Source organism: Acinetobacter sp. Colony158 (genome assembly GCF_019264745.1).
In the GTDB taxonomy this organism is placed as follows: Bacteria; Pseudomonadota; Gammaproteobacteria; order Pseudomonadales; family Moraxellaceae; genus Acinetobacter; species Acinetobacter ursingii.
In genome coordinates this window covers 1,187,996-1,209,748 of the sequence record NZ_CP078523.1, presented here as the reverse complement: position 1 = coordinate 1,209,748, position 21,753 = coordinate 1,187,996, and the positions used below count along the sequence as shown (strand labels likewise).

The window sequence follows — 21,753 nt, the reverse complement described above, 5'->3', positions numbered from 1 at the left end:
TCTCCGCTCGACTTGCATGTGTTAAGCCTGCCGCCAGCGTTCAATCTGAGCCATGATCAAACTCTTCAGTTAAAATCATTTCGCGTCTTAGTTAAGACAAGACGCCAATTCTGGCTCATCAATTACTGACAAATTCTCTCAAATAAACTTCGAGTAATTTAAACCAATTAATCAATGATAATATTTCGATCAATTAATTAGTAAAAATCCACACAAGTTGTTCTTCTATTCTCTTAATGATCTATTCCTTACCTCGTCAGTAAGAAATTCAACTCAATACAAATCCTTCAACCTTAACCCTAAAAGCCAAGATCTTCATCGTGTATTGCGTCGGGATGCTGCGTATTCTATACAGTTTTTAAAGCAACGCAAGCCCTGAAAGCATTTATTTTCAATAGATGCACTTTTTTTCAGCAATTTAGCCTTGAGCGTTCAACAAATAAACATAAATTGATTATTCTTCAAACTTGGCATTAAAAAAAGTACATGCAAGCATGTACTTTTAGCATAAATGGAATCTTAGACGACTTCAGTGAATATGATAATTACCGCGTACATCAATCACTTCTCGAATCATTTGCTGTCTTCCCATATAACTTTCCCCAAAGAAAAATAGTTTTGCTCGATAAGGTAATCTGGACATGACCATGCTTGATAATTGGTAATTTTCAACAACATCTAATTTATCTAGATAATAATGCGCTAATAAATACTGTTCTTCTTCAATAGCGCTAGGATCTGTGTCAAATAAAAAAGTGATAAGCCAGTTGAGGTGTTGTTGATCAAATCCCATGGATAGCTCTCCTCTCGTTGTTTTTATCTACTAAGATGTAGTTTCTATTAGGTAAATATCATTTTTACTGATGAATGCGGGTTTATCTATAATGGTTCGCGAGGACGCTCTCCTTAAACTTCAACATGTCATGAATTTTTTGTTTAATCTATTTATACCGTAGTTTTTTCTGTTGTACAGGATTTATTTGCCTTTTCCTAAAAGAATGCGATTGTGATCATTTTACTGTTTGTTTGACTTATTTTTATGTATTTATGCGGATAAACAAAGTGATACTCACCATAGTTGTACAGCTCATATTCATAATTTAACAAAGCATGAATTGGGATATAAAGAAAAAGCAGACACGAGGTCTGCTTTAGAAATATCACAAAATTTTGTACGTGTTAGTCAATGAAAGTGACTCGAGCAATGGCTTTTTTGCCTGCTTGTATAATGTAGGTCTGGTTCTCTTTGACAGAGAAATTGGCATCGACCACGTTCCAGTCTACTTTCACGGCGCCACGAGCAACCGCATCTTTGGCTTGAGCTGCATTTTTGGTGAGTCCTGCCAGGCGAAGAATAGAGGCAATAAAAATTTCTCCTCCAAATTCTCCACGAGATATCGTCACTTCCGGCGTATCTTCTGGAATTTCACCTTCGGTAATGATATTACCCGCACCTTTATGCGCATTGGCGGCGGCTTCCGCGCCATGAAAACGCTCCACCAACTCAATCGCCAGAATCTTTTTCAGCTCTTGCGGATTACGACCGTCAGCCATTTCTTTGAGTAAAGCTTGAACCTCATCCATGGATTTAAAGCTGAGTAATTCGAAATAACGTTCAATCAGTGTATCAGGCATCGATAGGACTTTTTGATACATCGCACCGGGTGCATCAAATACGCCAATATAATTGCCTAATGATTTAGACATTTTGTTGACGCCATCCAAACCTTCAAGAATTGGCACCGTAATACACACTTGTGATTCTTGCCCATAACGGCTTTGTAAGGTACGACCCATCAGCAAGTTGAAGGTTTGGTCTGTTCCGCCAAGCTCCACATCTGCTTCAAGTGCAATTGAATCGTAGCCTTGAACCAGTGGATATAAAAATTCGTGAATCGCAATCGGTTGATGGCTGTTATAGCGCTTGGTGAAATCATCACGCTCTAACATCCGTGAAACCGTTTGCTGACTGGCCAATTGAATCAAATCTGCCGCAGATCTTTGATTAAACCACTCTGAATTAAAACGAACTTTGGTTTTATTGGGATCAAGAATTTTAAAGACTTGTTCCTGATAGGTCTTGGCATTGGCTTCGACCTGTTCACGGGTTAACGGCGGACGTGTCGCACTTTTACCGGTTGGATCGCCAATCATAGCCGTATAGTCACCAATCAAGAAGGTCACTTCATGCCCAAGATCCTGAAAGGTTTTAAGCTTATTGATCAATACAGTATGGCCAAAATGTAAATCTGGCGCAGTTGGATCAAAACCCGCCTTAATTTTTAAAGGACGATTTTCCTTGAGTTTCTTGAGCAGATCCTCTACAGAGATAATTTCATGAGTGCCTCGTTGAATGAGGGCAAGCTGTTCTTCAGCAGGCAAGAAATTTGACATCACAAAACCTAAACACATCAGTTATTCAATTTGTGCGATATACTAACACTTTTTCAGCAGATTGCAGGCGAAGTTAATCATGACATCGATCTATATTGGGGTAATGACCGGTACCAGCATGGATGGGGTCGATTTGGTTGCTGCTTCATTTGATCCTTTACATCTTCATGCCACTTTAACCCTTCCTTTTGAACCTGAGTTACGTGATGAGCTGATGGCGCTGACCTTGCCGGACGATAATGAAATTGATCGCATGGGTAAAGCTGATGTCACACTAGCGAAGTTGATTGGTCATGGGATTAATGAGCTGATTGAAAAAAACCATTTAGATCGCAGTCAAATCAAAGCTATCGGTTCACATGGACAAACCATTCGCCATCGTCCTGAACATGGCTTTACCTTGCAAATTGGCGATCCGAATATCATTACAGAGATTACAAAAATTCCTGTAATTTCAGATTTCAGACGTCGTGATATGGCCGCTGGCGGGCAAGGTGCGCCCTTGGTTCCTGCATTTCATCAGGCCATTTTTCAACATTCTAGTATTCATCGGGTGATTTTAAACTTAGGCGGCATTGCCAATGTCAGTCTGCTTCCCGCAGGTCGTCCAGAGGATGTTTATGGTTTTGATACAGGACCTGCCAATATTTTAATGGATGCATGGTGCGAACGTTATACAGGTCATCCTTATGACGAAAATGGCAATTGGGCAGCCTATGGCCATCCCATTCGTGGGTTATTAGAACGCTTGCAAGCGCATGAATTTTTTTCCAAAGAACCGCCAAAAAGTACAGGCCGTGAAGATTTTAATATTGACTGGCTGGATGATCAACTTGCTGACTGGCGTAATGATGAACTGGAATATGACGAGTTAGAAGATACCCCTGAAAATGTACAGGCAACCTTGCTTAAACTCACCACACGCGCGATTAAAAAAGCTATTTATCGCTCTGATCTGGATACAGGTGAAGTCTATGTTTGCGGTGGCGGTGCTTATAACTCACATTTACTGGAACAACTACGCTGGCGTTTGCGCAAACATAATTGGTCGGTGCAGAGTACCAGTGTGCTTGGATTATCGCCGACATGGGTTGAAGCTACGGCGTTTGCATGGCTGGCTATGCGTTTTATGACGCAGCAAAGCGGTAACTTGCCGTCAGTCACTGGTGCACAAGGATTTCGGGTATTAGGAACTATGACCTGTGTTTAGAAAGGCATGACCATTTAGGCCCTTTCTAACTAAAAAATCCCCTATTGGGGATTTTTTTATGCATCAAATTTTAGATCGAAAATGAAGAACCACAACCACAAGTCGTGGTTGCATTTGGATTTTGTACCACAAAACGTGAACCTTCCAAACCTTCAAGATAATCTACCACTGAACCAACCAGATATTGATAGCTTAAAGAATCAACCAACATGGTGACATCACCATTTTCAAACTTGGCATCATCTTCATTGGCACTTTCAGCAAAATTAAAACCGTAAGAAAAACCAGAACAACCACCACCCGTCACGTAAACACGTAACATTAAATCCTGATTCCCTTCGCTGTCACGGAGTTGACGCACTTTTTTGGCAGCATTATCTGAGATAACAAGAGCTTGGGCATTCATGATGGGGTCCTCAACCTAAATCTGATGTCTTATAAAGAACAAGACCATATACAGTATAACATACACAATATATGGTCAGTTCTGGAAGTTTAAACTTTATTCAGACTATTTGTATCAGGATTATTTATAATTTTCATCCTGTAATGCGCATTCAAAGTTTTTCGGATTTTCCTTACAACGGAATTGCCACAATAGTTTCATCATGCGTTTATCGTAAATACCTTTTTTGGTCAGGTTTATACGCGATTCACGCATCAACTTTTGATAGCCAGGTTTGTCTGCCTCAGGAACATCCATCCAGTACTTTTGAGGAATATCCGCCTTCATTTTACCTAAAATAGTAAAAGAACGCGGCAACTGGGTTTTAACCCAATCACGTGATTTTTGACCAAATCCCACAGGGAATTTATCAGGACGAATAATCAGGTTACCTGTGACCTGTAAAATAGGATAATTCACAATTGCACCCTTTGTACCTAAACCTTTATGTAGCTCAAGTGCTTTAAAGGCGGCGGCAGGTGCACCAATGATATCGACCTGATGGTTATTAAATTTTGCACCAAAATTAGTGACATCCGCACTCACCGCTTGCGCACCAATTTGTTGAACCATAATTTTTTGTGCTTCATCGTAATCTAAAACGGCAATTTTTTTACCTGCGGCTTTGGCAACCGTATTGATATTGCGGTCATTGACCAGCAAATACGCATCACCAATTGGAATGACACCCACCACTTCATATTGACCTTGAGTCATATATTTGGCAAATGTAGGACTTGAAAGACCTTGCATGATCTTCACTGCAAGTTTTAAATCAGGAATGGCGCCAATGGCGTCTAAAGAACCCGTAAATGCATTGAACTGTCGACCGCGTAAGCCTGTGATACTGACGCCATCACATTTACCTGCTTTAAAATCATCCGCAATCACACTTTCATTTTGACTGACTTTAAGCTCGATATCCGCGCCCCAGTTTTTGGCGGCCAATTGATAGTCTTTCATTACACTATAGACATCGCCATTTTTTCCAACCAAGTCAAAAACACAAATGGTTTGTTTTGCTTGTACTCCCATAGATGCCGCCAATAATCCAGCTGTCACTGCGAGAGTTTTTGACCATTTCATATATTTACCTTCCATTATGAGCGTTGTTGTTTTTGTTTGCTGATCATACAGATGCACTCCAACACCTGATCATGTTTCAATCCCGTTCAACCGATAAGTTCACATGTCGAGCAAATCACGTATCTAAAACCCTTTAGGTTTCAGTTTAAGTTTTCGTAATCACTGATCCATGTGAAGTTATTGTTTAATTTTAGATTATCAACTTTATACACCGTATCAATGGCTGAACTGACAGTATTTTAGAAATAAAAAAACTCGGAAATTATTCCGAGTTTTTTAGCAAAATCAATATTATTCGCCAGCCATCGAACATTCAAAATTGGCTTTATCTACTGAACAGCGCGCTTTTTTCAATACAGACATCATACCAGCATCGTACACACCACGTTTAGTCAAATCGATACGACCATCTCGCAGCAGTTTTTGATATTTTAATTTGTCTTCTGGTGTCAAGTTCATCTTGTATTTCGCAGGAATTTGCGCTTCAAGACGGTTGATCATTGCAAAGCTCTTTGGTAATTGCTTCACAAACCAATCACGTGATTTTTGACCAAAATCAGCAGGGAATTTTTCTGGACGAATTACCAAATCAGCAGTGACGTGCAAAACTGGGAAATTCATCATTGCACCATTGGTACCCAAACCTTTATTTAACTCAAGTGGCTTGTAGGCGTAGGCTGGCGCACCCACCATATCAACCTGACCATTGTTAAATTTGGCAGCAAAGTTAGAAATATCAGATAAAACAGCTTGTGCACCTACACGTTGAACCATGATTTTTTGCGCATCGTCATACCCCAATACCGCAAACTTTTTACCCGCTGCTTTTTCTACCGAGTTAATGCTCTTGTCACGTACAAAAATAAAGGCTGAACCTAATGGTGCAATCCCTGCAACTTCATATTTTTTACCACCGAGATTCGAAGTTAATTTTGCAGCGTTACGTGCATCTAACACATAAGTGATCGCGCGTTGCGCAATCTGGTTATTAGGTACACCACCCAAAGAGTCGATTGAACCAGCAAATTTATTGTATTGACGAGCACGCATTGCAGTCATGGTTACTGCATCACATTTACCTGCTTTAAAATCATTGTCTGCAACAGCTTCGTCCTGACGCGGAACCAACGTAATGTCAGCACCCCAGCCTTTGGCTGCCAATGCCCATTCTTCCATCATTTTATACGACTCGCCTGATTTCCCTAGCAAATCGAATACACATACTGTTGCAGCTTGAGCTGTTACCGAAACACCAGCTAAAGTGGTAGCGGCCAGAGCGAATGCAATTTTTTTCATATTGTTGTTCCTTTGTACATAATTTCCAGTTAGGAGTATCCTTACACGGCAAATATTAATCGGGTTATTTAAAAAAAAATAGAGTATTTACTCCACTTTTTGTGGAAAAATGAATATTTATTGTACAAAATCGTGAATGATTTCTTATTTTTAGTAAAATTCAATTAAAGATACATAAATAAAATATTAAAAGATAAAGAGTTTTCTTAAAATTTATTTTTTTAATCGAAAAAGAAAACTCTTTAGGTCATTTTAAGATTTTTTGTTTATTCTCCGCCTAATGAACATTCAAAATTAGTACGCTCTACTGTACAGCGCGCCCGCTTTAATACTGTCATCATATTGGGATCATAAATTCCCTGTTTTGCCAAATCGATACGCCCATCTCGCAATAGTTTTTGATATTTGACTTTTTCCTCATTACTTAAATTAATTTTGTATTTATCTGGGATACCTGCCTCTAAACGGCGTACCATCGCAAAATTTTTCGGTAATTGATTTAGAAACCAATGACGTGATTGTTGACCAAAATTAGTCGGAAATTTATTTTGTCGAATAATCAGATCAGCCGTAATATTTGCGACAGGAAAGTTAATCATCGCCCCATTATTGCCTAAGCCTTTTTGAATTTCGAGAGGTTTATAGGCATAGGCAGGTGCGGGGACAATATCGACTTGTCCGCTGTTAAATCGAGCGACGAAATTGGAAATATCTGAAGCGACAGGAACAGCGCCCACACGCTGACTCATAATTTTTTGGGCTTCATCATAATGCAAGATTGCAATTTTTTTGCCTTTGACACGTTCAAGATTATTAATATTGCGATCACGTACAAATAAATACGCCTGACCAATCTGAACAATTCCCGCTACCTCATATTTATCTCCATCAATCGTAGTGGTTAAACGATGATTATTGCGTTTGTCCAAGACGAAACTAATGGCTTTTTGTGCGATTGAGTTATTTGGAACTGCACCTAATGCATCAACTGAGCCAGCAAATTTATTGTAAGGACGTGCACGCATGGAAGTTATATAAACAGCATCGCACTTGCCTTCGCGAAAATCTTTTTCTGCTTGGGCTTCATCCTGACGCGGTATGAGATTAATATCTGCATTCCATGCTTTGGCCGCCAGCGCCCATTCCTCTAACATTTTGTAGGAGTCACCTGCTTTTCCCAATAAATCAAAAGCACAGACATTAATTTGAGCATGAGCAGTTGTCATCCATCCAGACAACACGGTCGCCCCCAGTATCGAAAGTCCTTTATTCATCATCGCATTCCTTATCCGACTTTTTTTGCTTAGTTTTTGTTCTCTATTGATTACTATACTCATTATCTTAAGCCTGACTCAATCAAAAATAGAGCTTTAGCTCTAAAAAAGCGTAAATCCTGCCAGTTTTCTGACGAAATGCATCATTTTTTCGACACAATTCAAGTTTCTGTAAAATAGATAACACTGACTAAAACTTTGTCTTATTTTGCATATCCCTTTAAAATGGTCGCCTTTCTTTATGATGTAGCGTGTTCATTTCCATGATTCAGCTTGACCAGTTTTCAATTCGCCGCGGCGGACGTGTTTTATTTCAAAAAGCATCGATGCAACTGCATCCAGGCTGGAAAATTGGGTTGACTGGCGTCAATGGTGCAGGAAAATCCACTTTATTTTCTGCATTATTGGGGGGAATGGAAGCAGATAGTGGCAGCTTAAGCCGTCCAAATGTATGGACTGTGGCTCACATGGCACAAGAAATTAAAGCCTTAGACATGAAGGCGATTGATTTTGTGCTATCAGGAGATGAAGAGTACTGGACAATTCAGCATCAGCTTGAACATCCAGAACAACTCAGCAATGATGAATTGGCGCATCTGTATAGTCGATTTGATGAAATTAATGGCTACTCTGCCTCAGCCAAAGCTTCACAATTAATGGCAGGTCTGGGTTTTTTTGAACACCAATCTCAACTGGACGTATCCAGTTTCTCAGGGGGTTGGCGCATGCGCCTGAATCTGGCACGAACCTTGATGAGTCGTTCAGATTTACTGTTGTTGGATGAACCGACTAACCATTTGGATTTAGATGCAATTTTATGGCTGGAAGACTGGCTTAATAGCTATGAAGGTACTTTGGTTCTGATTTCACATGACCGTGATTTTTTAGATGCAATTACCGATCATATTTTACATATTGAAAATCAGGAACTAACGCTATATACAGGCAACTATTCGACCTTTGAAACTACCCGTGCCGAACGTTTAGCGCAGCAACAACAAGCTTTTGAAAAACAGCAAGAAACTCGCGCACATTTACAAAAATATATTGATCGATTCAAAGCACAAGCCACTAAAGCACGTCAGGCGCAAAGTCGAATTAAACAACTGGAACGGATGCAGGAGCTAGCGCCTGCGCATGTGGATACGCCATTTACCTTTAGTTTTCGTGAACCAAGTAAAATGAGTTCACCACTTTTGGCTTTAGAACATGCGGATATTGGCTATGCAAGCAAACTGATTGTAACCAATGTTAATTTACAAATCACCCCGACCAGTCGAATCGGTTTATTGGGGATGAATGGTGCAGGAAAATCCACCTTAATTAAATCTTTAGTGGGAGATCTTCCATTGATTCAGGGGCAACGCTACGCCTCAGAATTACTCAATATTGGTTACTTTGCCCAGCATCAGATGGATGCACTAGATGGCAATGCCAGCCCGATGCTACAACTGTCCCGCATTGCCGATAAAAAAATCAGTGATGCGACTCTACGTGCCTTTTTAGGCAGCTTTGGTTTTAGTGGCGAACGCATGGACACGCCAAGTGAAAGCTTTTCTGGGGGCGAACGGGCGCGTTTGGCATTAGCATTAATTGTCTGGCAGCGTCCGAATGTGCTGATTTTGGATGAACCGACCAACCATTTAGATCTGGATATGCGCCATGCCTTAACCATGGCCTTGCAAGATTTTGAAGGCGCGGTGGTGCTGGTTTCACATGAACGGCAGTTAATTGCCAGCGTCTGTGATGAGTTGATTCTAGTTCACAATGGTCATAGTCAAAGTTTTGATGGTGACCTCAATGATTATGCCAACTGGCTACGTCAAGCACGCAACGACATGATCAAAAAAGGCCAGCAACCTGCTGCCCCAGTGATTTCAGAAGTGACTGTCCCACCTACAACCTCGAAACTGGATAAAGAAGCCTTACGTAAAGAAGCTGCGCAACGTCGTGAACAAACGCGACCGATTCGTAAAAATATTGAAAAATGCGAAACTCAGATCGAAAAATTTCAATCACGTTTAGTTGCCATTGAAACATTACTTGCAGATAGCTCACTCTATGAGGCAAATCGTAAGGATGATCTGCTTAAACTCATGAATGAACAAACTGATCTGAAACAAAAACTAGAACAAGCGGAAGAGCAACTTTTGGAACTCATGATGCAATTGGAAGAGCTGGAAAGCTCTTTTGATTAAGATATGCTTTGAGCATTTAAATATTGGGCTGTAGCTTTACAGCCCGACACATTCATTAGCCTAATCTTACAAGTCGACTATTTTTTTCAGTCTTTTAAAAAATATAGCGTTCTCTTTTTATTAAGTTTTTACTTTATAAAAAATTTAATGCCTTGATTTTAAATCAAAATATAAATTAACAGACCTCACCAGCAAAGCTTGATCTTTTGATGAAATCGCTATAAAGGCTTACATAAGCACTGCACACCTGTTTTAAAAAACCCTTAGGCTGGATGTTAAGGCACAGCACTGCTGCTGTTTTAAGTTTGATTTAATGACTTGCCTGCTTGATACAAAGATCAAGTCAATAACATGAAACATCATGAAAAATATGAGGGACAATACTCATGGCAACTATCAATGTACAAGATATTCAACAACATGCCGAAGTCGTCGGTTCAGATCATCAACATGTCGGTACAGTCGATCATTTAGATGGTCAGGACAAGATCAAATTGGCTAAAAATGATCAATCAGCTAATGGTCAGCATCATTATATTCCAACTCAATGGGTACAACAGATTCAGGGTAATCAGGTAGTACTCAATAAAACAGCAGATCAAGTGTTCCAACAGTGGCAATAACAGGTTCAGGGAAGTCGGGTTGAATAAGGACATTCAAAAAAAACAGGCGCWCWWWGCGCCTGTTTTTTTGAATTTTTACAGATTAAGCATCAATATCTGCATTTAATGCATTTTCTTCAATAAAGGCACGACGTGGTTCGACATCATCGCCCATTAAGCAGCTAAACATACGATCTGCTTCAATCGCATCATCGATGGTCACTTGTAACATGTTACGATTTTCAGGATCCATCGTGGTTTCCCAAAGTTGTTCTGCATTCATCTCACCCAGCCCTTTATAGCGCTGAATCATCATGCCACGACGAGAATCTTGCAAAATTTGCTGCCAGACCTGATGGAAATTAGTGACATTGATCTTGCGCTCACCTTTTTGCAGATACGCGCCTTCTTCCAATAACTTAAACCAGCTCTTGGAATTTTTCAGTAAACGCGCATATTCAGCCGAATTGAGCAAACCTGCATCTAACAAGTAATGGTGAGGCAAGTTATGCACATAAACCGTCACACGAGGCCAGCAGTGAATCGATTTTTCACCTGTCGGTATTTCACGTTCAAAGCTTTCCAAACTAATCTCTGGACGTAAACTTGGCTGCAACTTTTCAATGGTTACGCGTAATTGTTCAGCCCATTGTTCCACATAAGGGCGATCCTGACTTTGATCTGCCTTAAACGGTTCAACTTCAAGCAAAGCATCGAGCAAACTCGCAGGATAACGCTGAGTAAGACGCTGTAAGCTTTTTTGCGAGACTTGATAATCTTCAATGACTTTGGCCAAAGCTTCGCCATTGATCGCAGGGGCATCGGCACTAATATGCAACTCCAGATCATCAATCGCATTGGAGATCAGGAAGCTTTCTAATGCCTCATTATCCTTGATATAGAGCTCTTGCTTGCCTTTTTTCAGCTTATACAACGGCGGTTGTGCAATATAAATATGACCGCGCTCGACCAGTTCTGGCATTTGACGGAAGAAGAAGGTCAACAATAAGGTTCGGATATGTGAACCATCGACATCCGCATCGGTCATGATGATGATTTTATGGTAACGCAATTTATCAGGGTTATATTCTTCACGCCCAATTCCACAACCCAATGCGGTAATCAGTGTACCGACTTCCTGACTAGAAATCATCTTGTCAAAACGCGCACGTTCCACGTTCAGAATTTTACCCTTCAGCGGTAAAATCGCCTGCATTTTACGGTTACGACCTTGCTTGGCACTACCACCCGCAGAGTCACCCTCGACCAGATACAATTCTGACAAAGCAGGATCTTTTTCCTGACAATCGGCCAATTTACCCGGTAAACCTGCAATATCCAACGCACTCTTGCGACGCGTCATTTCGCGGGCTTTACGCGCGGCATCACGGGCACGTGCGGCATCAATAATCTTGCCTGCAATCGATTTGGCTGCCTGAGGATTTTCCAGCAAATAGGCTGAAAATTCTTTATTCATCGCCTGTTCTACCGCAGGTTTGACTTCACTCGACACCAATTTTTCTTTGGTTTGTGAAGAAAACTTCGGATCTGGGACTTTGACTGAAATAATCGCGGTTAAACCTTCACGCGCATCATCACCCGTAACGGCAACTTTTTCTTTTTTCAGTAAGCTTTCATTTTCCATGTAGCTGTTCAAGCCACGGGTCAATGCCGCACGGAAACCAGCCAAGTGCGTTCCACCATCTTTTTGCGGAATATTATTGGTAAAGCAGCGTACATTTTCCTGATAGCTATCATTCCACTGCAATGCCACTTCAACACCAATGCCATTATCAGCATCCACGGTAAAGTGAAAGATGTCATTCAGATGAGTTTTGCCTTCGTTAATGTATTTTACAAACTCAGACAAACCACCTTCATAGTTGTAAATGTGTTCCAGATTAATCCGTTCATCACGTAAAATAATCTTCACACCCGCATTTAAGAATGAAAGTTCACGCAAACGACGCGCCAAAATCTCCACATGAAAAATAGTTTGACTAAAAGTCAATTCACTTGGCCAGAAACGTACCGTAGTCCCTGTGCTATCCGTTTCACCGACCACACGCAATTTGTATTGTGGATCACCATGATGATATTCCTGCTCATGGATTTGACCCGCACGATGAATCGTCAGTTGCAATTTGCTAGAGAGTGCGTTGACCACAGACACCCCCACACCATGCAGACCACCTGAAACCTTATAGCTGTTGTCATCAAACTTACCACCCGCATGTAGAATGGTTAGAATCACTTCCGCGGCAGAAACACCCTCTTCTGGATGAATATCAGTTGGGATACCACGACCATTATCTGAAACACTGACCGATTCATCTTCATGAATCGTGACAATAATCTCATCACAATGCCCTGCCAAGGCTTCATCGATTGCATTATCGACCACCTCAAAAACCATGTGGTGCAAGCCTGTCCCATCATCTGTATCACCAATATACATACCTGGACGCTTACGCACTGCATCCAAACCACGTAATACCTTGATACTAGAGGAATCATATGCCTTTTCGTTTGATTGTTCTGTTGGAGAGGCAGATTGAGACTCTGAACTCATGGTTTCTCCCTAGCAAATTTATGGATCAATCCCCAGTGGGGAAAAAATCAAATGGGGACAGCCCGAACCTGACCATGTTCCACGTTGAACAATTGATAAGATACAGCCAGATCCTGTAGGTGATGTTGTACCGCTTGTTGATCTAAAGTGGTCATAAAAACCTGACTACCTAACTGGCTTAATCGTTCAATTAATCGCCGCTGTGCGGCATGGTCTAATTCTGCTGTCAAATCATCTAATAATACCACAGTTTCCTTATTACTCGCATGTAACATTGCAATCTGTGATAGTTTTAAAGCCATCATTAGGAGCTTTTTTTGCCCACGTGACAGCACATCATCCGCATCGCCCAATGGCGTTTTTAAACGCAAATCGGCACGATGAGGACCATATTCGGTATATCGCCGTTCAACATCTTTGGCATGATATTGAATCAGATCATTGAACAATCCATGCTCTTGGTGAAAACCCGCCTGATAATCTAATTCAATACGCAGCTCAGGTAACAATTGCTGTAAATCCTGCTGCAAAAAAACCTGCCATTGCTCGATCATCAATGAGCGCTGGTTATGCAACATCTCTCCATAAGCTGCCAGAAGTTTGTTCCAGGGTTCCAACTCTGCCAGTGAAATCTGGCGAGAATGCTTCAGCAAGCTGTTGCGTTGTTTCAGCGCTCTGGAATATTGCTGCCAAGTGGTATAAAACTCAGGTTCCACGTGAAACATGAGCCAATCCAGCATTTGTCGTCGTGGTTTGGCACCATGATCTAAAATATCGGTACTTTGTGGGTCGATATGTTGTAAAGGCAACAGTTTGGCCAATTGTCCCTGCGTCGCCACAGGATCACCATTCACTTTAATCAACTGCTCGCCTGTGGCTAGTTTACGCATTCCCACTTTTTCAACGGCAGATTGAGCAAATACAATCGCGTCTTGTGCGCCATGCTGAATATAATGCTTGGGCGTATAAGTTCGAAAAGAACGTCCAGTCGAAAGCAGATGGATGGCTTCAAGCACTGAGGTTTTACCCGAACCATTGGCGCCGTAAAAAACGTTAAACGGCTGCAACCCAGACAGTGCAACCGTTTTTAAATTGCGCACACGCTCGATATTTAAACGTGTTATATGCATAATCGGATCAGTTCTTTAGACACGCATTGGCATCACAACATAAGTTTGATCGGTATGTGTCGGATCCTGTAACAACACGGATTGATTGGCTTCAGTCATGGTCATACTGACGTCATCACCATCCAACACATTCAATACATCCAGTAAATACTGTGCATTGAATGACATTTCCATTGAGGTATTTTGATATTGAATGGCTAAATCTTCAATCGCCTCATCCTGTTCAGGATTATTGGCACGTAGTTGTAATACATCAGGATTAAAGTTTAAGAACACACCACGTAATTTTTCATTGCTCAGAATCGCGACACGTTGCAAAGACTGCTTAAACACATCATGCGCAATTTGAGCCAGTTTATCGCCACCACGTGGAATCACACGGCGATAATCTGGGAATTTACCATCAATCAACTTGGTGGTAAAACGAACGGTAATATCACCTTGTTCTTTATCACGACTTGGTGTTGTAATCGTCACATTGAGCAATTCTCGTCCAATCAATAACCGTAATTGCTCATCTTCGATACTCAGTAAACGCTGTAATTCGCCCACGGCTTTACGCGGTACAATAGCTTGCACCAGTTGAGTCGCATTGGATGAAGCCAAAACTTCACACAAAGCTAAACGATGACCATCTGTAGTCACTGCACGAAGTTGATTTTCATCAATTTCCAGTAAAGTTCCAGTCAGATAAAAACGCACATCCTGAACTGCCATCGCAAAGGCTGTTTTTTCAAACAAACGTTTAAGTTCACGTTGCGTGACTTGAACCTGTGTGCCCTGACTATTTTCAGTATTCAGCAAAGGATAATCTTCTGCGGGTAAGGTCCCTAGCACAAAACGACTATTACCTGATTTTAAAATACAGCGCTGGTCTTCTGTAATTTGCAGATCAATCAATGCCGCTGTAGGCAATGATTTGCAAATATCCATCAATTTGCGTGCAGGCACAGTCGTTTCACCCGCTTGCAAGCAAGCACCCTCAGCCAACGTCGTACTGGCTACCAGTTCTACTTCCAGATCAGAACCTGTAATGGTCAAAGCCTGATCAGTGGCCTGAATTTTAACGTTTGAAAGAATATTTAAGGTATGACGACGCTCCACCGCACCTACAACATGAGACAGCACATTGACTAAACTTTCTTTAGCGATTTTCAAACGCACAATTCATTCCTCTAACAACTGAAAGCCATTATTTCATTTTTTAGCAGTGTACTATGCGGGAGTTGATACGACTTTGCAACTGCCCTGATGCTTAACTTTGCAGTAAGCGCAACAAGTTTTTATAGTCTTCATTAAAGATCGGATCTTCATCTTTTAAACTTTGTACTTTTTCACAGGCATGCATGACCGTACTATGGTCACGCCCACCAAAAGCCATGCCAATTTCAGGAAAACTATCACCTGTAAGCTCACGTGCCAAGCCCATCGCCAATTGTCTTGGTCGCGCATAAATACGAGTACGTTTTGGCCCGATCAACTCTTTTAGTGGAATACGGAAATATTCACTGACCACGCGCTGAATATTTTCGACACTAATGGTTCGCGCGCGAATGGCTAGCACATCTTTTAATGATTCTCGAACCACATCTAAATCAATTTGCGATCCCTTAAAACGGGCAATCGCCACCACTTTGTTTAAAGCGCCTTCAAGTTCACGGACATTGGCCACCACTTGCTGGGCAATGAATAGAGCGCAATTACGCGGCAAATCAACGCCACTGTTTTCAGCTTTTTTCAGTAAAATTTCGATACGGGTTTCGATGTCTGGTGGTTCTACACCCACAGAAAGTCCCCACGAAAAACGCGAGACCAAACGTGGATCAAGTTCCGTTAATTCTTTTGGATAGCGATCTGAAGTGAGAATAATTTGCTTGGATTCATCCAACAAGGCATTAAACGTATAAAAGAACTCAACCAGACTGGCTTCTTTACCTGCTAACAAATGGATATCATCAACTAACAATAAATCTAATGAACGACAATTTTTCTTAAATTCTTCGACTTTGCCTTTTTGTAAAGAAGAGACAAAATCCTGAACAAAACTTTCGGCGGTCATATACATAACGCGCGCATTGGGCTTGGCTTGTAATAACGCATTGCCAACCGCTTGCATTAAGTGCGTTTTACCTAAACCTGTCGGTCCATATAAAAATAAGGGATTATGCTGCGAAGCACCCAGTTGGGTTAAAACCTTGCGACAGGTTTCAGCCGCCATTTGGTTAGAACGACCTTCAACAAAAAGTGAAAAAGTAAATAAAGGATTGAGTAAGCGTTTTTTTGAATTTAAATTTTTAGCTGTGCCTGTCGATGCTACATCAGCAACTTCTTTTTTTACTCGAGTCGGTGCTGCCACCGTATTTAAGGCAGCTGTAGTGGTTGCTGGCTGTTCCGTTGGGGATAAAATCGCGCCAGGACGTGAATCCACTAAAATATCCACCTGACGAACACGACCTTCTGATAACTGCTCCGCCAGAATTGAGATCAATTCCAGATGATGTTCCTGAATATAACGTGTCCAATATGGATTTGGCGCATATAAACGTAAGGTATCCTCCGCTTCCTCAGCAACCAGAGGGCGGATCCACATCGCAAAGACATTATCAGAGAGCTCTTGTCGCAAGCGATTTAAGCAGTCTGTCCACAGCATGTGATTCCCCTATCTCTTTTTAAATTCAAAAAATAAACTGCCCTTCCAACAGAAAGGGTCGCCATTCTAACCAAGTTATCCACATCTGTCATGAACGAAACCATCATGTTTGTTCAAAAAGAATCCTTTCACGCTTTAAATTTAAATTCAAAGCACTTGTGGATAAGTTTCACCATAAGCTGGGGATAGTTTTATAAGATGAGTTATCCACAATTTATAAGTTTTATAAAAACACAGTTATTCACAACTCAACAACCTGTTTTTTAAATTTAAATCATCACTTTCCACAGAAAAAACGCGCCCTAATAAGAATAAATTTAAATTTTAAAATTTGAATTTATTTAATAGCGGCTCAGTCGCTGTGGATAATTTAGCGATTTATGAATTTAAATTCAAATGTGCAACGCAATGACCAAATCCATCTTAAGCTTGTTGATAAACATGAGAATAAGCTGTGGGTATATAAAAAACAAGAATAAATTTAATAGATTAGATTGTGTATAAAATTTGTAGACTTATTTCTAGGGAAAGGCAAAATAAATCTAAGGATTTTCAAAAAATACTGAATAAAATGTAAACTTTTTGATTTTTCATTGACAGTAGGGTCGTTGCACCATAAAATCGCGAACCTTTACAGAAAGATCATATTTTGGGAGTTTCGATATGAAACGTACTTTTCAGCCCTCTGAACTAAAACGTAAACGTGTTCATGGTTTCCGCGCTCGTATGGCAACTAAAGCTGGTCGTCAAGTATTGGCTCGCCGTCGTGCTAAAGGTCGTCATAGCCTAACTGTTTAATTTATTTAAATCGTTATTACTACACGATCGGGTGTTATGGCACTTTATAGCTTCGGTACAAATGTACGCTTACATTGTGCTGCTGATTTTAAAAGTGTGTTTGATGGTGCGCTTTTTAAAGTGCATCAACCCCATTTTTTATTTTTGGCAAAACCTTCTGAACAGCCTAAAAGCCGTTTAGGATTGGTTGTTGCCAAAAAAAAAGTGCGCCGTGCGCATGAAAGAAATCGAATAAAACGACTTGCACGTGAAAGCTTTCGTTTGCATCAACAACAATTAGCACTGATTGATATTGTGGTTATGCCTAAACTTGGCATTGAAACCGTATCTAATGCTGATCTGACTCAGCAACTTCAATTGGCTTGGCGTAAGTTAAATCGTCTTGCACACAAGCATCAAAACACCATCTCTCCCTCAATTGAAAAATAGAGATGACCAATGGTATCTATCCTGCATTGGTTGATTCGATTTTATCAAATTGCCTTGAGTCCTTTGCTCGGACCGCGTTGTCGCTATATACCCACCTGTTCGCAATATGCGCTGGAAGCTGTTCATCGCTATGGTGCAATCAAAGGTAGTTGGTTGGCGGTGAATCGTGTCTGTCGATGTCATCCCTGGGGAGGGAGTGGGTATGATCCTGTACCTGCTAAAGCAATTCGTTTTATTTCATTTCAGCAAATAGATTCTCAAAAGCCTCACGTTGCTGTACCCTTTCGTGAGCGTTTATTAAACCAAAATCACTTTAACCACTTGGGATAATTGATATGCAACAATGGGCCAGGTTTGCGATTCTCGGAGCCATGTTTGTCACCGCATATTTGCTTATCTTGGCTTGGCAAAAAGATTATGGTCATAGCACTACTTCTAATCAACCCGCGCCTGCCGCTGTGGTTGAATCTCATGAAGTGTCTGCTGACCTGCCAAATAGCCAAGCTACTGCGACATCAACAGATGTGCCACAAGCAAATATTGCGACGCAACAAGTTACAGATGCGACAGCACCTGTGAATCAACAGCTTATTTCAGTACAAACTGACCTCTATCACCTTTGGATTAATCCTAAAGGTGGCGATATTGTGCGTATTGAATTACTCAATCATGATAAAGACAAAAACAGTGACCAGCCTTTTGTCATGCTGGAAAGCGATGCGAAGCGGACCTATGTGGCACAATCTGGTTTAATTGGATTGAATGGCCCAGACAGTAGTCGCCAAGGTCGTCCACAGTATGAAGTTGAAAAAACAGCTTATACATTAGCGGATGCCAAGGATAGCCAAAACAAAGACGGTAAAGCTGAAAAAGTTCTAACGGTCCCGATGGTTTACAAAACGGCTGATGGTGTTGAAATTATCAAGCGTTTTACCTTTAAACAGGGCGATTATCCAGTTCAGGTGAGCTATCAGGTAGTGAACCGTAGCGCGCAAAACTGGCAAGGTCAAATGTTTGGGCAGATCAAACGCGATAACTCTGAAGATCCAGGTAAATCTGATCAAGGTATCTTTACCTTAGGGACTTTCCTTGGGGGCGCATGGGGGACACCTGATGAGCATTACAACAAGCTAAAATTTGCTAATTTCTCTGATGAAAAACTAAATGTGGATGCCAAAGGCGGCTGGGTCGCGATGGTGCAACATTATTTCGTTAGTGCATGGATTCCAGGTCATTTTGGTGATCAGGCTTATACCGCCAAGTTAGAGTCGCGTAAATCTGCCGATAATATGAATATCATTGGCTTCACTTCTCCGACCATCAATGTGCCTGCTGGCAAAACCATGACGGTCGATGCGACGTTCTATTCTGGGCCAAAAATCCAGTCTGAATTGAAAGATCTCGCGGTTGGTTTGAATCAAACCGTTGACTATGGTTGGTTGTGGCCAATTGCTAAACTGTTGTTCCTCGGTTTGCAATTTTTCCATAGCATCGTAGGAAACTGGGGCTGGTCAATTATTCTTTTGACGATTGTGGTGAAATTGATTCTGTGGCCTTTATCTTCAAAAAGCTACCGTTCAATGGCCAAGATGCGTGTGATTGCACCTGAAATGCAACGTATGAAAGAAGAGTTTGGCGAAGACCGTATGCGTTTCTCTCAGGAAATGATGGCGCTTTACAAACGTGAACAGGTCAATCCACTTTCAGGTTGTTTACCGCTATTGCTGCAAATGCCAATTTTCCTAGCCTTGTATTGGGTCTTGATGGAAAGTGTGGAACTGCGTCATGCACCGTGGATGCTTTGGATTCAGGATTTATCTGCAATGGATCCATGGTTTATCTTGCCGTTGTTGATGGGCGCAACCATGTTTATCCAGCAAATGCTAAACCCACAACCTGCCGATCCAATGCAGGCCAAAGTGTTCCGCATTATGCCAATCATTTTCACCGTATTTATGTTGTTCTTCCCGTCAGGTCTGGTGTTGTACTGGATCGTGAACAACAGTATTACGATTCTTCAGCAATGGTTTATTAATAAAAACGTTGCGAAAAATCGTCCAGCTGCGCCAGAAGTAAGTTCTTAACTGACTTTCTGACTCATAAGAGCTGATAAAATCCGCTCAGGATGCTAATCTTGAGCGGATTTTTTATTTCTGTTTTTTTGCAATAGTTAGGTTATTGTTATGCTTGCACAAACCACCATCACTGCAATTGCTACCCCTCCTGGACGTGGTGGTGTGGGGGTGATTCGTCTTTCTGGCCCTAAAGCTTTTACGATCGCAGAAGCATTGACGAAAAAAATACTTCCTGAACCGCGTATGGCGGGTTTTCGTCAGTTTTACGATGCGGCTGATGAGGTGATGGATGAAGGTTTGGTTTTGTGTTTCCCTAATCCACATTCATTTACGGGCGAAGATGTGGTGGAGTTACAAGGACATGGCGGCCCTGTCATTCAAAATGCGTTATTGGCACGTTTATTTGAATTAGGCGCCAAAGCCGCGAAAGCCGGTGAGTTTTCCATGCGTGCCTTTGAAAATGGAAAACTGGATCTGGTACAGGCGGAAGCGATTGCAGATTTAATTGACGCCACCTCGCAAGCGGCTGCACGTTCTGCTGTACGCTCATTACAGGGTGCTTTTTCCACTAAAATTAATACCGTTTTAGAAAAACTCATTCATTTACGCCTACATGTTGAAGCGGCGATTGATTTTCCAGAAGAAGAAATTGATTTTTTGGCGGATGGTAAAATTTTAGCTTTGCTGGATGAGGTAAAACAATTAGTACAGGCGGTACAACAATCTGCACGACAAGGTCAGTTGTTGCGAGAAGGCTTACAAGTCGTGATTGCGGGTAAGCCTAATGCTGGAAAATCAAGCTTACTCAATGCTTTAGCGGGAAATGAACGTGCAATTGTGACGGATATTGCAGGAACCACCCGTGATGTACTACATGAAAAAATTAGCTTAAATGGCTTGCCTATTACGTTGACGGATACTGCGGGATTACGTGAAACAGGTGATATTGTCGAAAAAGAAGGCATCCGCCGCGCGATTAAAGAAATTGAACAAGCTGATCTGTTGCTGTTGGTTTATGACTTAAGTCAAGGTGACGATCCTTTACAACTTGCTCAGGAGTATTTTAAAGATCATCTTGATCCGAAACGTTTAATCCTCATTGGGAATAAGTCTGATTTGCTTGAACAAAGCGCAGTGAACGACCAATATCAAGGGTTTCGTCATGTTAGGGTTTCTGCCAAACAGGAAACTGGCGTAGACAGCCTCATAGAGGCGATTACAGCGCATGCGGGCTTTCAGCCTGAGGAAGACACCTTTATTGCCAGAACACGTCATTTAGACGCAATGAAGCGCACTCAGCACTATCTGGATGAGGCACGCGAACAGCTTGTAGTTTTCCATGCTGGTGAGTTGGTCGCTGAATCTTTACGTTTGGCGCAAAATGCACTCGGTGAAATTACAGGGGATTTTAGTGCGGATGATCTGCTCGGCAAGATTTTTGGTTCATTTTGTATTGGAAAGTAATCAAACAAAAATAAAAAAACACTCATGATCTTTCGGTCATGAGTGCGTGGAGAGTTCCAGAATCTAATCAGCTTAAACCTATTCCAATAAGATTGCGTATAAGTTATGTGAAAATGATTTTAATTTAAAG

General features: G+C 41.3%; 18 protein-coding genes and 1 rRNA gene (1 of these 19 running past the window's edge). 8 read left to right on the top strand and 11 right to left on the bottom strand.

The genetic code is table 11. The features are described 5' to 3' along the window. From JR005_RS04760 to tyrS, 3 genes are all read right to left on the bottom strand, one after another. Positions 1–72: ribosomal RNA gene (locus JR005_RS04760) — 16S ribosomal RNA — on the bottom strand (it extends 1,467 nt beyond the left edge of the window). Positions 73–529: 457 nt separating this feature from the next. Further along, the gene (locus tag JR005_RS04755) at positions 530–793 is read right to left on the bottom strand and encodes a hypothetical protein (RefSeq protein WP_004994615.1); all 264 of its coding nucleotides are present in this window, start codon (positions 791–793) and stop codon (positions 530–532) included. 386 nt (positions 794–1,179) lie between these two features. Continuing rightward, the gene (gene tyrS / locus JR005_RS04750) at positions 1,180–2,412 is read right to left on the bottom strand and encodes a tyrosine--tRNA ligase (RefSeq protein WP_171248863.1); all 1,233 of its coding nucleotides are present in this window, start codon (positions 2,410–2,412) and stop codon (positions 1,180–1,182) included. Between the two features lie 61 nt (positions 2,413–2,473). Here tyrS and JR005_RS04745 point away from each other — a divergent pair, with 61 nt between their 5' ends. Next, positions 2,474–3,604 carry an anhydro-N-acetylmuramic acid kinase gene (locus tag JR005_RS04745; RefSeq protein WP_218665645.1) on the top strand — a complete coding sequence of 377 codons (1,131 nt, stop codon included), beginning with the start codon at positions 2,474–2,476 and terminating at the stop codon, positions 3,602–3,604. A gap of 70 nt (positions 3,605–3,674) precedes the next feature. Here JR005_RS04745 and erpA read toward each other — a convergent pair whose 3' ends face one another. From erpA to JR005_RS04725, 4 genes are all read right to left on the bottom strand, one after another. Continuing rightward, the gene (erpA, locus tag JR005_RS04740) at positions 3,675–4,010 is read right to left on the bottom strand and encodes an iron-sulfur cluster insertion protein ErpA (protein WP_004986186.1); all 336 of its coding nucleotides are present in this window, start codon (positions 4,008–4,010) and stop codon (positions 3,675–3,677) included. 120 nt (positions 4,011–4,130) lie between these two features. Continuing rightward, a complete protein-coding gene (locus JR005_RS04735; protein WP_218665644.1) occupies positions 4,131–5,135 on the bottom strand; it encodes a putative solute-binding protein in 1,005 nt (334 codons plus the stop codon). A gap of 291 nt (positions 5,136–5,426) precedes the next feature. After that, positions 5,427–6,431: a putative solute-binding protein gene (locus JR005_RS04730; protein WP_004986192.1), complete on the bottom strand. Its 1,005-nt coding sequence runs from the start codon at positions 6,429–6,431 to the stop codon at positions 5,427–5,429. Between the two features lie 266 nt (positions 6,432–6,697). Continuing rightward, the gene (locus JR005_RS04725) at positions 6,698–7,705 is read right to left on the bottom strand and encodes a putative solute-binding protein (protein WP_010588977.1); all 1,008 of its coding nucleotides are present in this window, start codon (positions 7,703–7,705) and stop codon (positions 6,698–6,700) included. A 263-nt stretch (positions 7,706–7,968) separates the two neighbouring features. Here JR005_RS04725 and JR005_RS04720 point away from each other — a divergent pair, with 263 nt between their 5' ends. Together JR005_RS04720 and JR005_RS04715 are read left to right on the top strand one after the other, a co-directional pair. Beyond that, positions 7,969–9,903, top strand: coding sequence for an ATP-binding cassette domain-containing protein (locus tag JR005_RS04720; RefSeq protein ID WP_218665799.1), 1,935 nt, complete (start codon positions 7,969–7,971; stop codon positions 9,901–9,903). 386 nt (positions 9,904–10,289) lie between these two features. Then, the gene (locus JR005_RS04715) at positions 10,290–10,526 is read left to right on the top strand and encodes a DUF2171 domain-containing protein (RefSeq protein ID WP_004986196.1); all 237 of its coding nucleotides are present in this window, start codon (positions 10,290–10,292) and stop codon (positions 10,524–10,526) included. 82 nt (positions 10,527–10,608) lie between these two features. Here the strand turns inward: JR005_RS04715 and gyrB are convergent, their stop codons facing one another. From gyrB to dnaA, 4 genes are all read right to left on the bottom strand, one after another. Further along, positions 10,609–13,077, bottom strand: a complete 2,469-nt coding sequence (gyrB, locus tag JR005_RS04710; RefSeq protein WP_218665643.1) for a DNA topoisomerase (ATP-hydrolyzing) subunit B — start codon at positions 13,075–13,077, stop codon at positions 10,609–10,611. A gap of 47 nt (positions 13,078–13,124) precedes the next feature. Further along, a complete protein-coding gene (recF, locus tag JR005_RS04705; RefSeq protein ID WP_004986200.1) occupies positions 13,125–14,207 on the bottom strand; it encodes a DNA replication/repair protein RecF in 1,083 nt (360 codons plus the stop codon). Between the two features lie 15 nt (positions 14,208–14,222). After that, positions 14,223–15,371 carry a DNA polymerase III subunit beta gene (gene dnaN, locus JR005_RS04700; RefSeq protein ID WP_218665642.1) on the bottom strand — a complete coding sequence of 383 codons (1,149 nt, stop codon included), beginning with the start codon at positions 15,369–15,371 and terminating at the stop codon, positions 14,223–14,225. Between the two features lie 91 nt (positions 15,372–15,462). Then, positions 15,463–16,857 carry a chromosomal replication initiator protein DnaA gene (dnaA, locus tag JR005_RS04695; RefSeq protein ID WP_218665641.1) on the bottom strand — a complete coding sequence of 465 codons (1,395 nt, stop codon included), beginning with the start codon at positions 16,855–16,857 and terminating at the stop codon, positions 15,463–15,465. A 663-nt stretch (positions 16,858–17,520) separates the two neighbouring features. On the opposite strand from dnaA, the gene rpmH reads away from it, so the two are divergent. From rpmH to mnmE, 5 genes are all read left to right on the top strand, one after another. Beyond that, the gene (rpmH, locus tag JR005_RS04690; RefSeq protein WP_000831329.1) at positions 17,521–17,655 is read left to right on the top strand and encodes a 50S ribosomal protein L34; all 135 of its coding nucleotides are present in this window, start codon (positions 17,521–17,523) and stop codon (positions 17,653–17,655) included. Positions 17,656–17,691: 36 nt separating this feature from the next. After that, positions 17,692–18,084 (top strand): ribonuclease P protein component, encoded by a 393-nt coding sequence (gene rnpA / locus JR005_RS04685; RefSeq protein WP_004986204.1) that lies wholly within the window; start codon positions 17,692–17,694, stop codon positions 18,082–18,084. A gap of 9 nt (positions 18,085–18,093) precedes the next feature. Next, on the top strand, positions 18,094–18,414 hold the full coding sequence (yidD, locus tag JR005_RS04680) for a membrane protein insertion efficiency factor YidD (protein ID WP_004986206.1): 321 nt from the start codon (positions 18,094–18,096) through the stop codon (positions 18,412–18,414). Positions 18,415–18,419: 5 nt separating this feature from the next. Further along, a complete protein-coding gene (gene yidC / locus JR005_RS04675) occupies positions 18,420–20,168 on the top strand; it encodes a membrane protein insertase YidC (protein WP_004986209.1) in 1,749 nt (582 codons plus the stop codon). A 99-nt stretch (positions 20,169–20,267) separates the two neighbouring features. Continuing rightward, entirely contained in the window at positions 20,268–21,623 is a 1,356-nt protein-coding gene (gene mnmE, locus JR005_RS04670) for a tRNA uridine-5-carboxymethylaminomethyl(34) synthesis GTPase MnmE (RefSeq protein WP_218665640.1), read from the top strand. The last annotated feature ends 130 nt before the right edge of the window (positions 21,624–21,753 follow it).

What these genes read in the sequence shown, in the direction of transcription:
- JR005_RS04755 (WP_004994615.1), bottom strand. Translation starts at nt 793, where the DNA reads ATGGGATTTGATCAACAACACCTCAACTGGCTTATCACTTTTTTATTT.
- dnaA (WP_218665641.1), bottom strand. Translation starts at nt 16,857, where the DNA reads ATGCTGTGGACAGACTGCTTAAATCGCTTGCGACAAGAGCTCTCTGAT.
- yidD (WP_004986206.1), top strand. Translation starts at nt 18,094, where the DNA reads ATGGTATCTATCCTGCATTGGTTGATTCGATTTTATCAAATTGCCTTG.
- yidC (WP_004986209.1), top strand. Translation starts at nt 18,420, where the DNA reads ATGCAACAATGGGCCAGGTTTGCGATTCTCGGAGCCATGTTTGTCACC.
- mnmE (WP_218665640.1), top strand. Translation starts at nt 20,268, where the DNA reads ATGCTTGCACAAACCACCATCACTGCAATTGCTACCCCTCCTGGACGT.
- JR005_RS04735 (WP_218665644.1), bottom strand. Translation starts at nt 5,135, where the DNA reads ATGAAATGGTCAAAAACTCTCGCAGTGACAGCTGGATTATTGGCGGCA.
- JR005_RS04745 (WP_218665645.1), top strand. Translation starts at nt 2,474, where the DNA reads ATGACATCGATCTATATTGGGGTAATGACCGGTACCAGCATGGATGGG.
- rnpA (WP_004986204.1), top strand. Translation starts at nt 17,692, where the DNA reads ATGGCACTTTATAGCTTCGGTACAAATGTACGCTTACATTGTGCTGCT.
- erpA (WP_004986186.1), bottom strand. Translation starts at nt 4,010, where the DNA reads ATGAATGCCCAAGCTCTTGTTATCTCAGATAATGCTGCCAAAAAAGTG.
- JR005_RS04730 (WP_004986192.1), bottom strand. Translation starts at nt 6,431, where the DNA reads ATGAAAAAAATTGCATTCGCTCTGGCCGCTACCACTTTAGCTGGTGTT.
- recF (WP_004986200.1), bottom strand. Translation starts at nt 14,207, where the DNA reads ATGCATATAACACGTTTAAATATCGAGCGTGTGCGCAATTTAAAAACG.
- gyrB (WP_218665643.1), bottom strand. Translation starts at nt 13,077, where the DNA reads ATGAGTTCAGAGTCTCAATCTGCCTCTCCAACAGAACAATCAAACGAA.
- JR005_RS04720 (WP_218665799.1), top strand. Translation starts at nt 7,969, where the DNA reads ATGATTCAGCTTGACCAGTTTTCAATTCGCCGCGGCGGACGTGTTTTA.
- tyrS (WP_171248863.1), bottom strand. Translation starts at nt 2,412, where the DNA reads ATGTGTTTAGGTTTTGTGATGTCAAATTTCTTGCCTGCTGAAGAACAG.
- rpmH (WP_000831329.1), top strand. Translation starts at nt 17,521, where the DNA reads ATGAAACGTACTTTTCAGCCCTCTGAACTAAAACGTAAACGTGTTCAT.
- JR005_RS04725 (WP_010588977.1), bottom strand. Translation starts at nt 7,705, where the DNA reads ATGAATAAAGGACTTTCGATACTGGGGGCGACCGTGTTGTCTGGATGG.
- JR005_RS04715 (WP_004986196.1), top strand. Translation starts at nt 10,290, where the DNA reads ATGGCAACTATCAATGTACAAGATATTCAACAACATGCCGAAGTCGTC.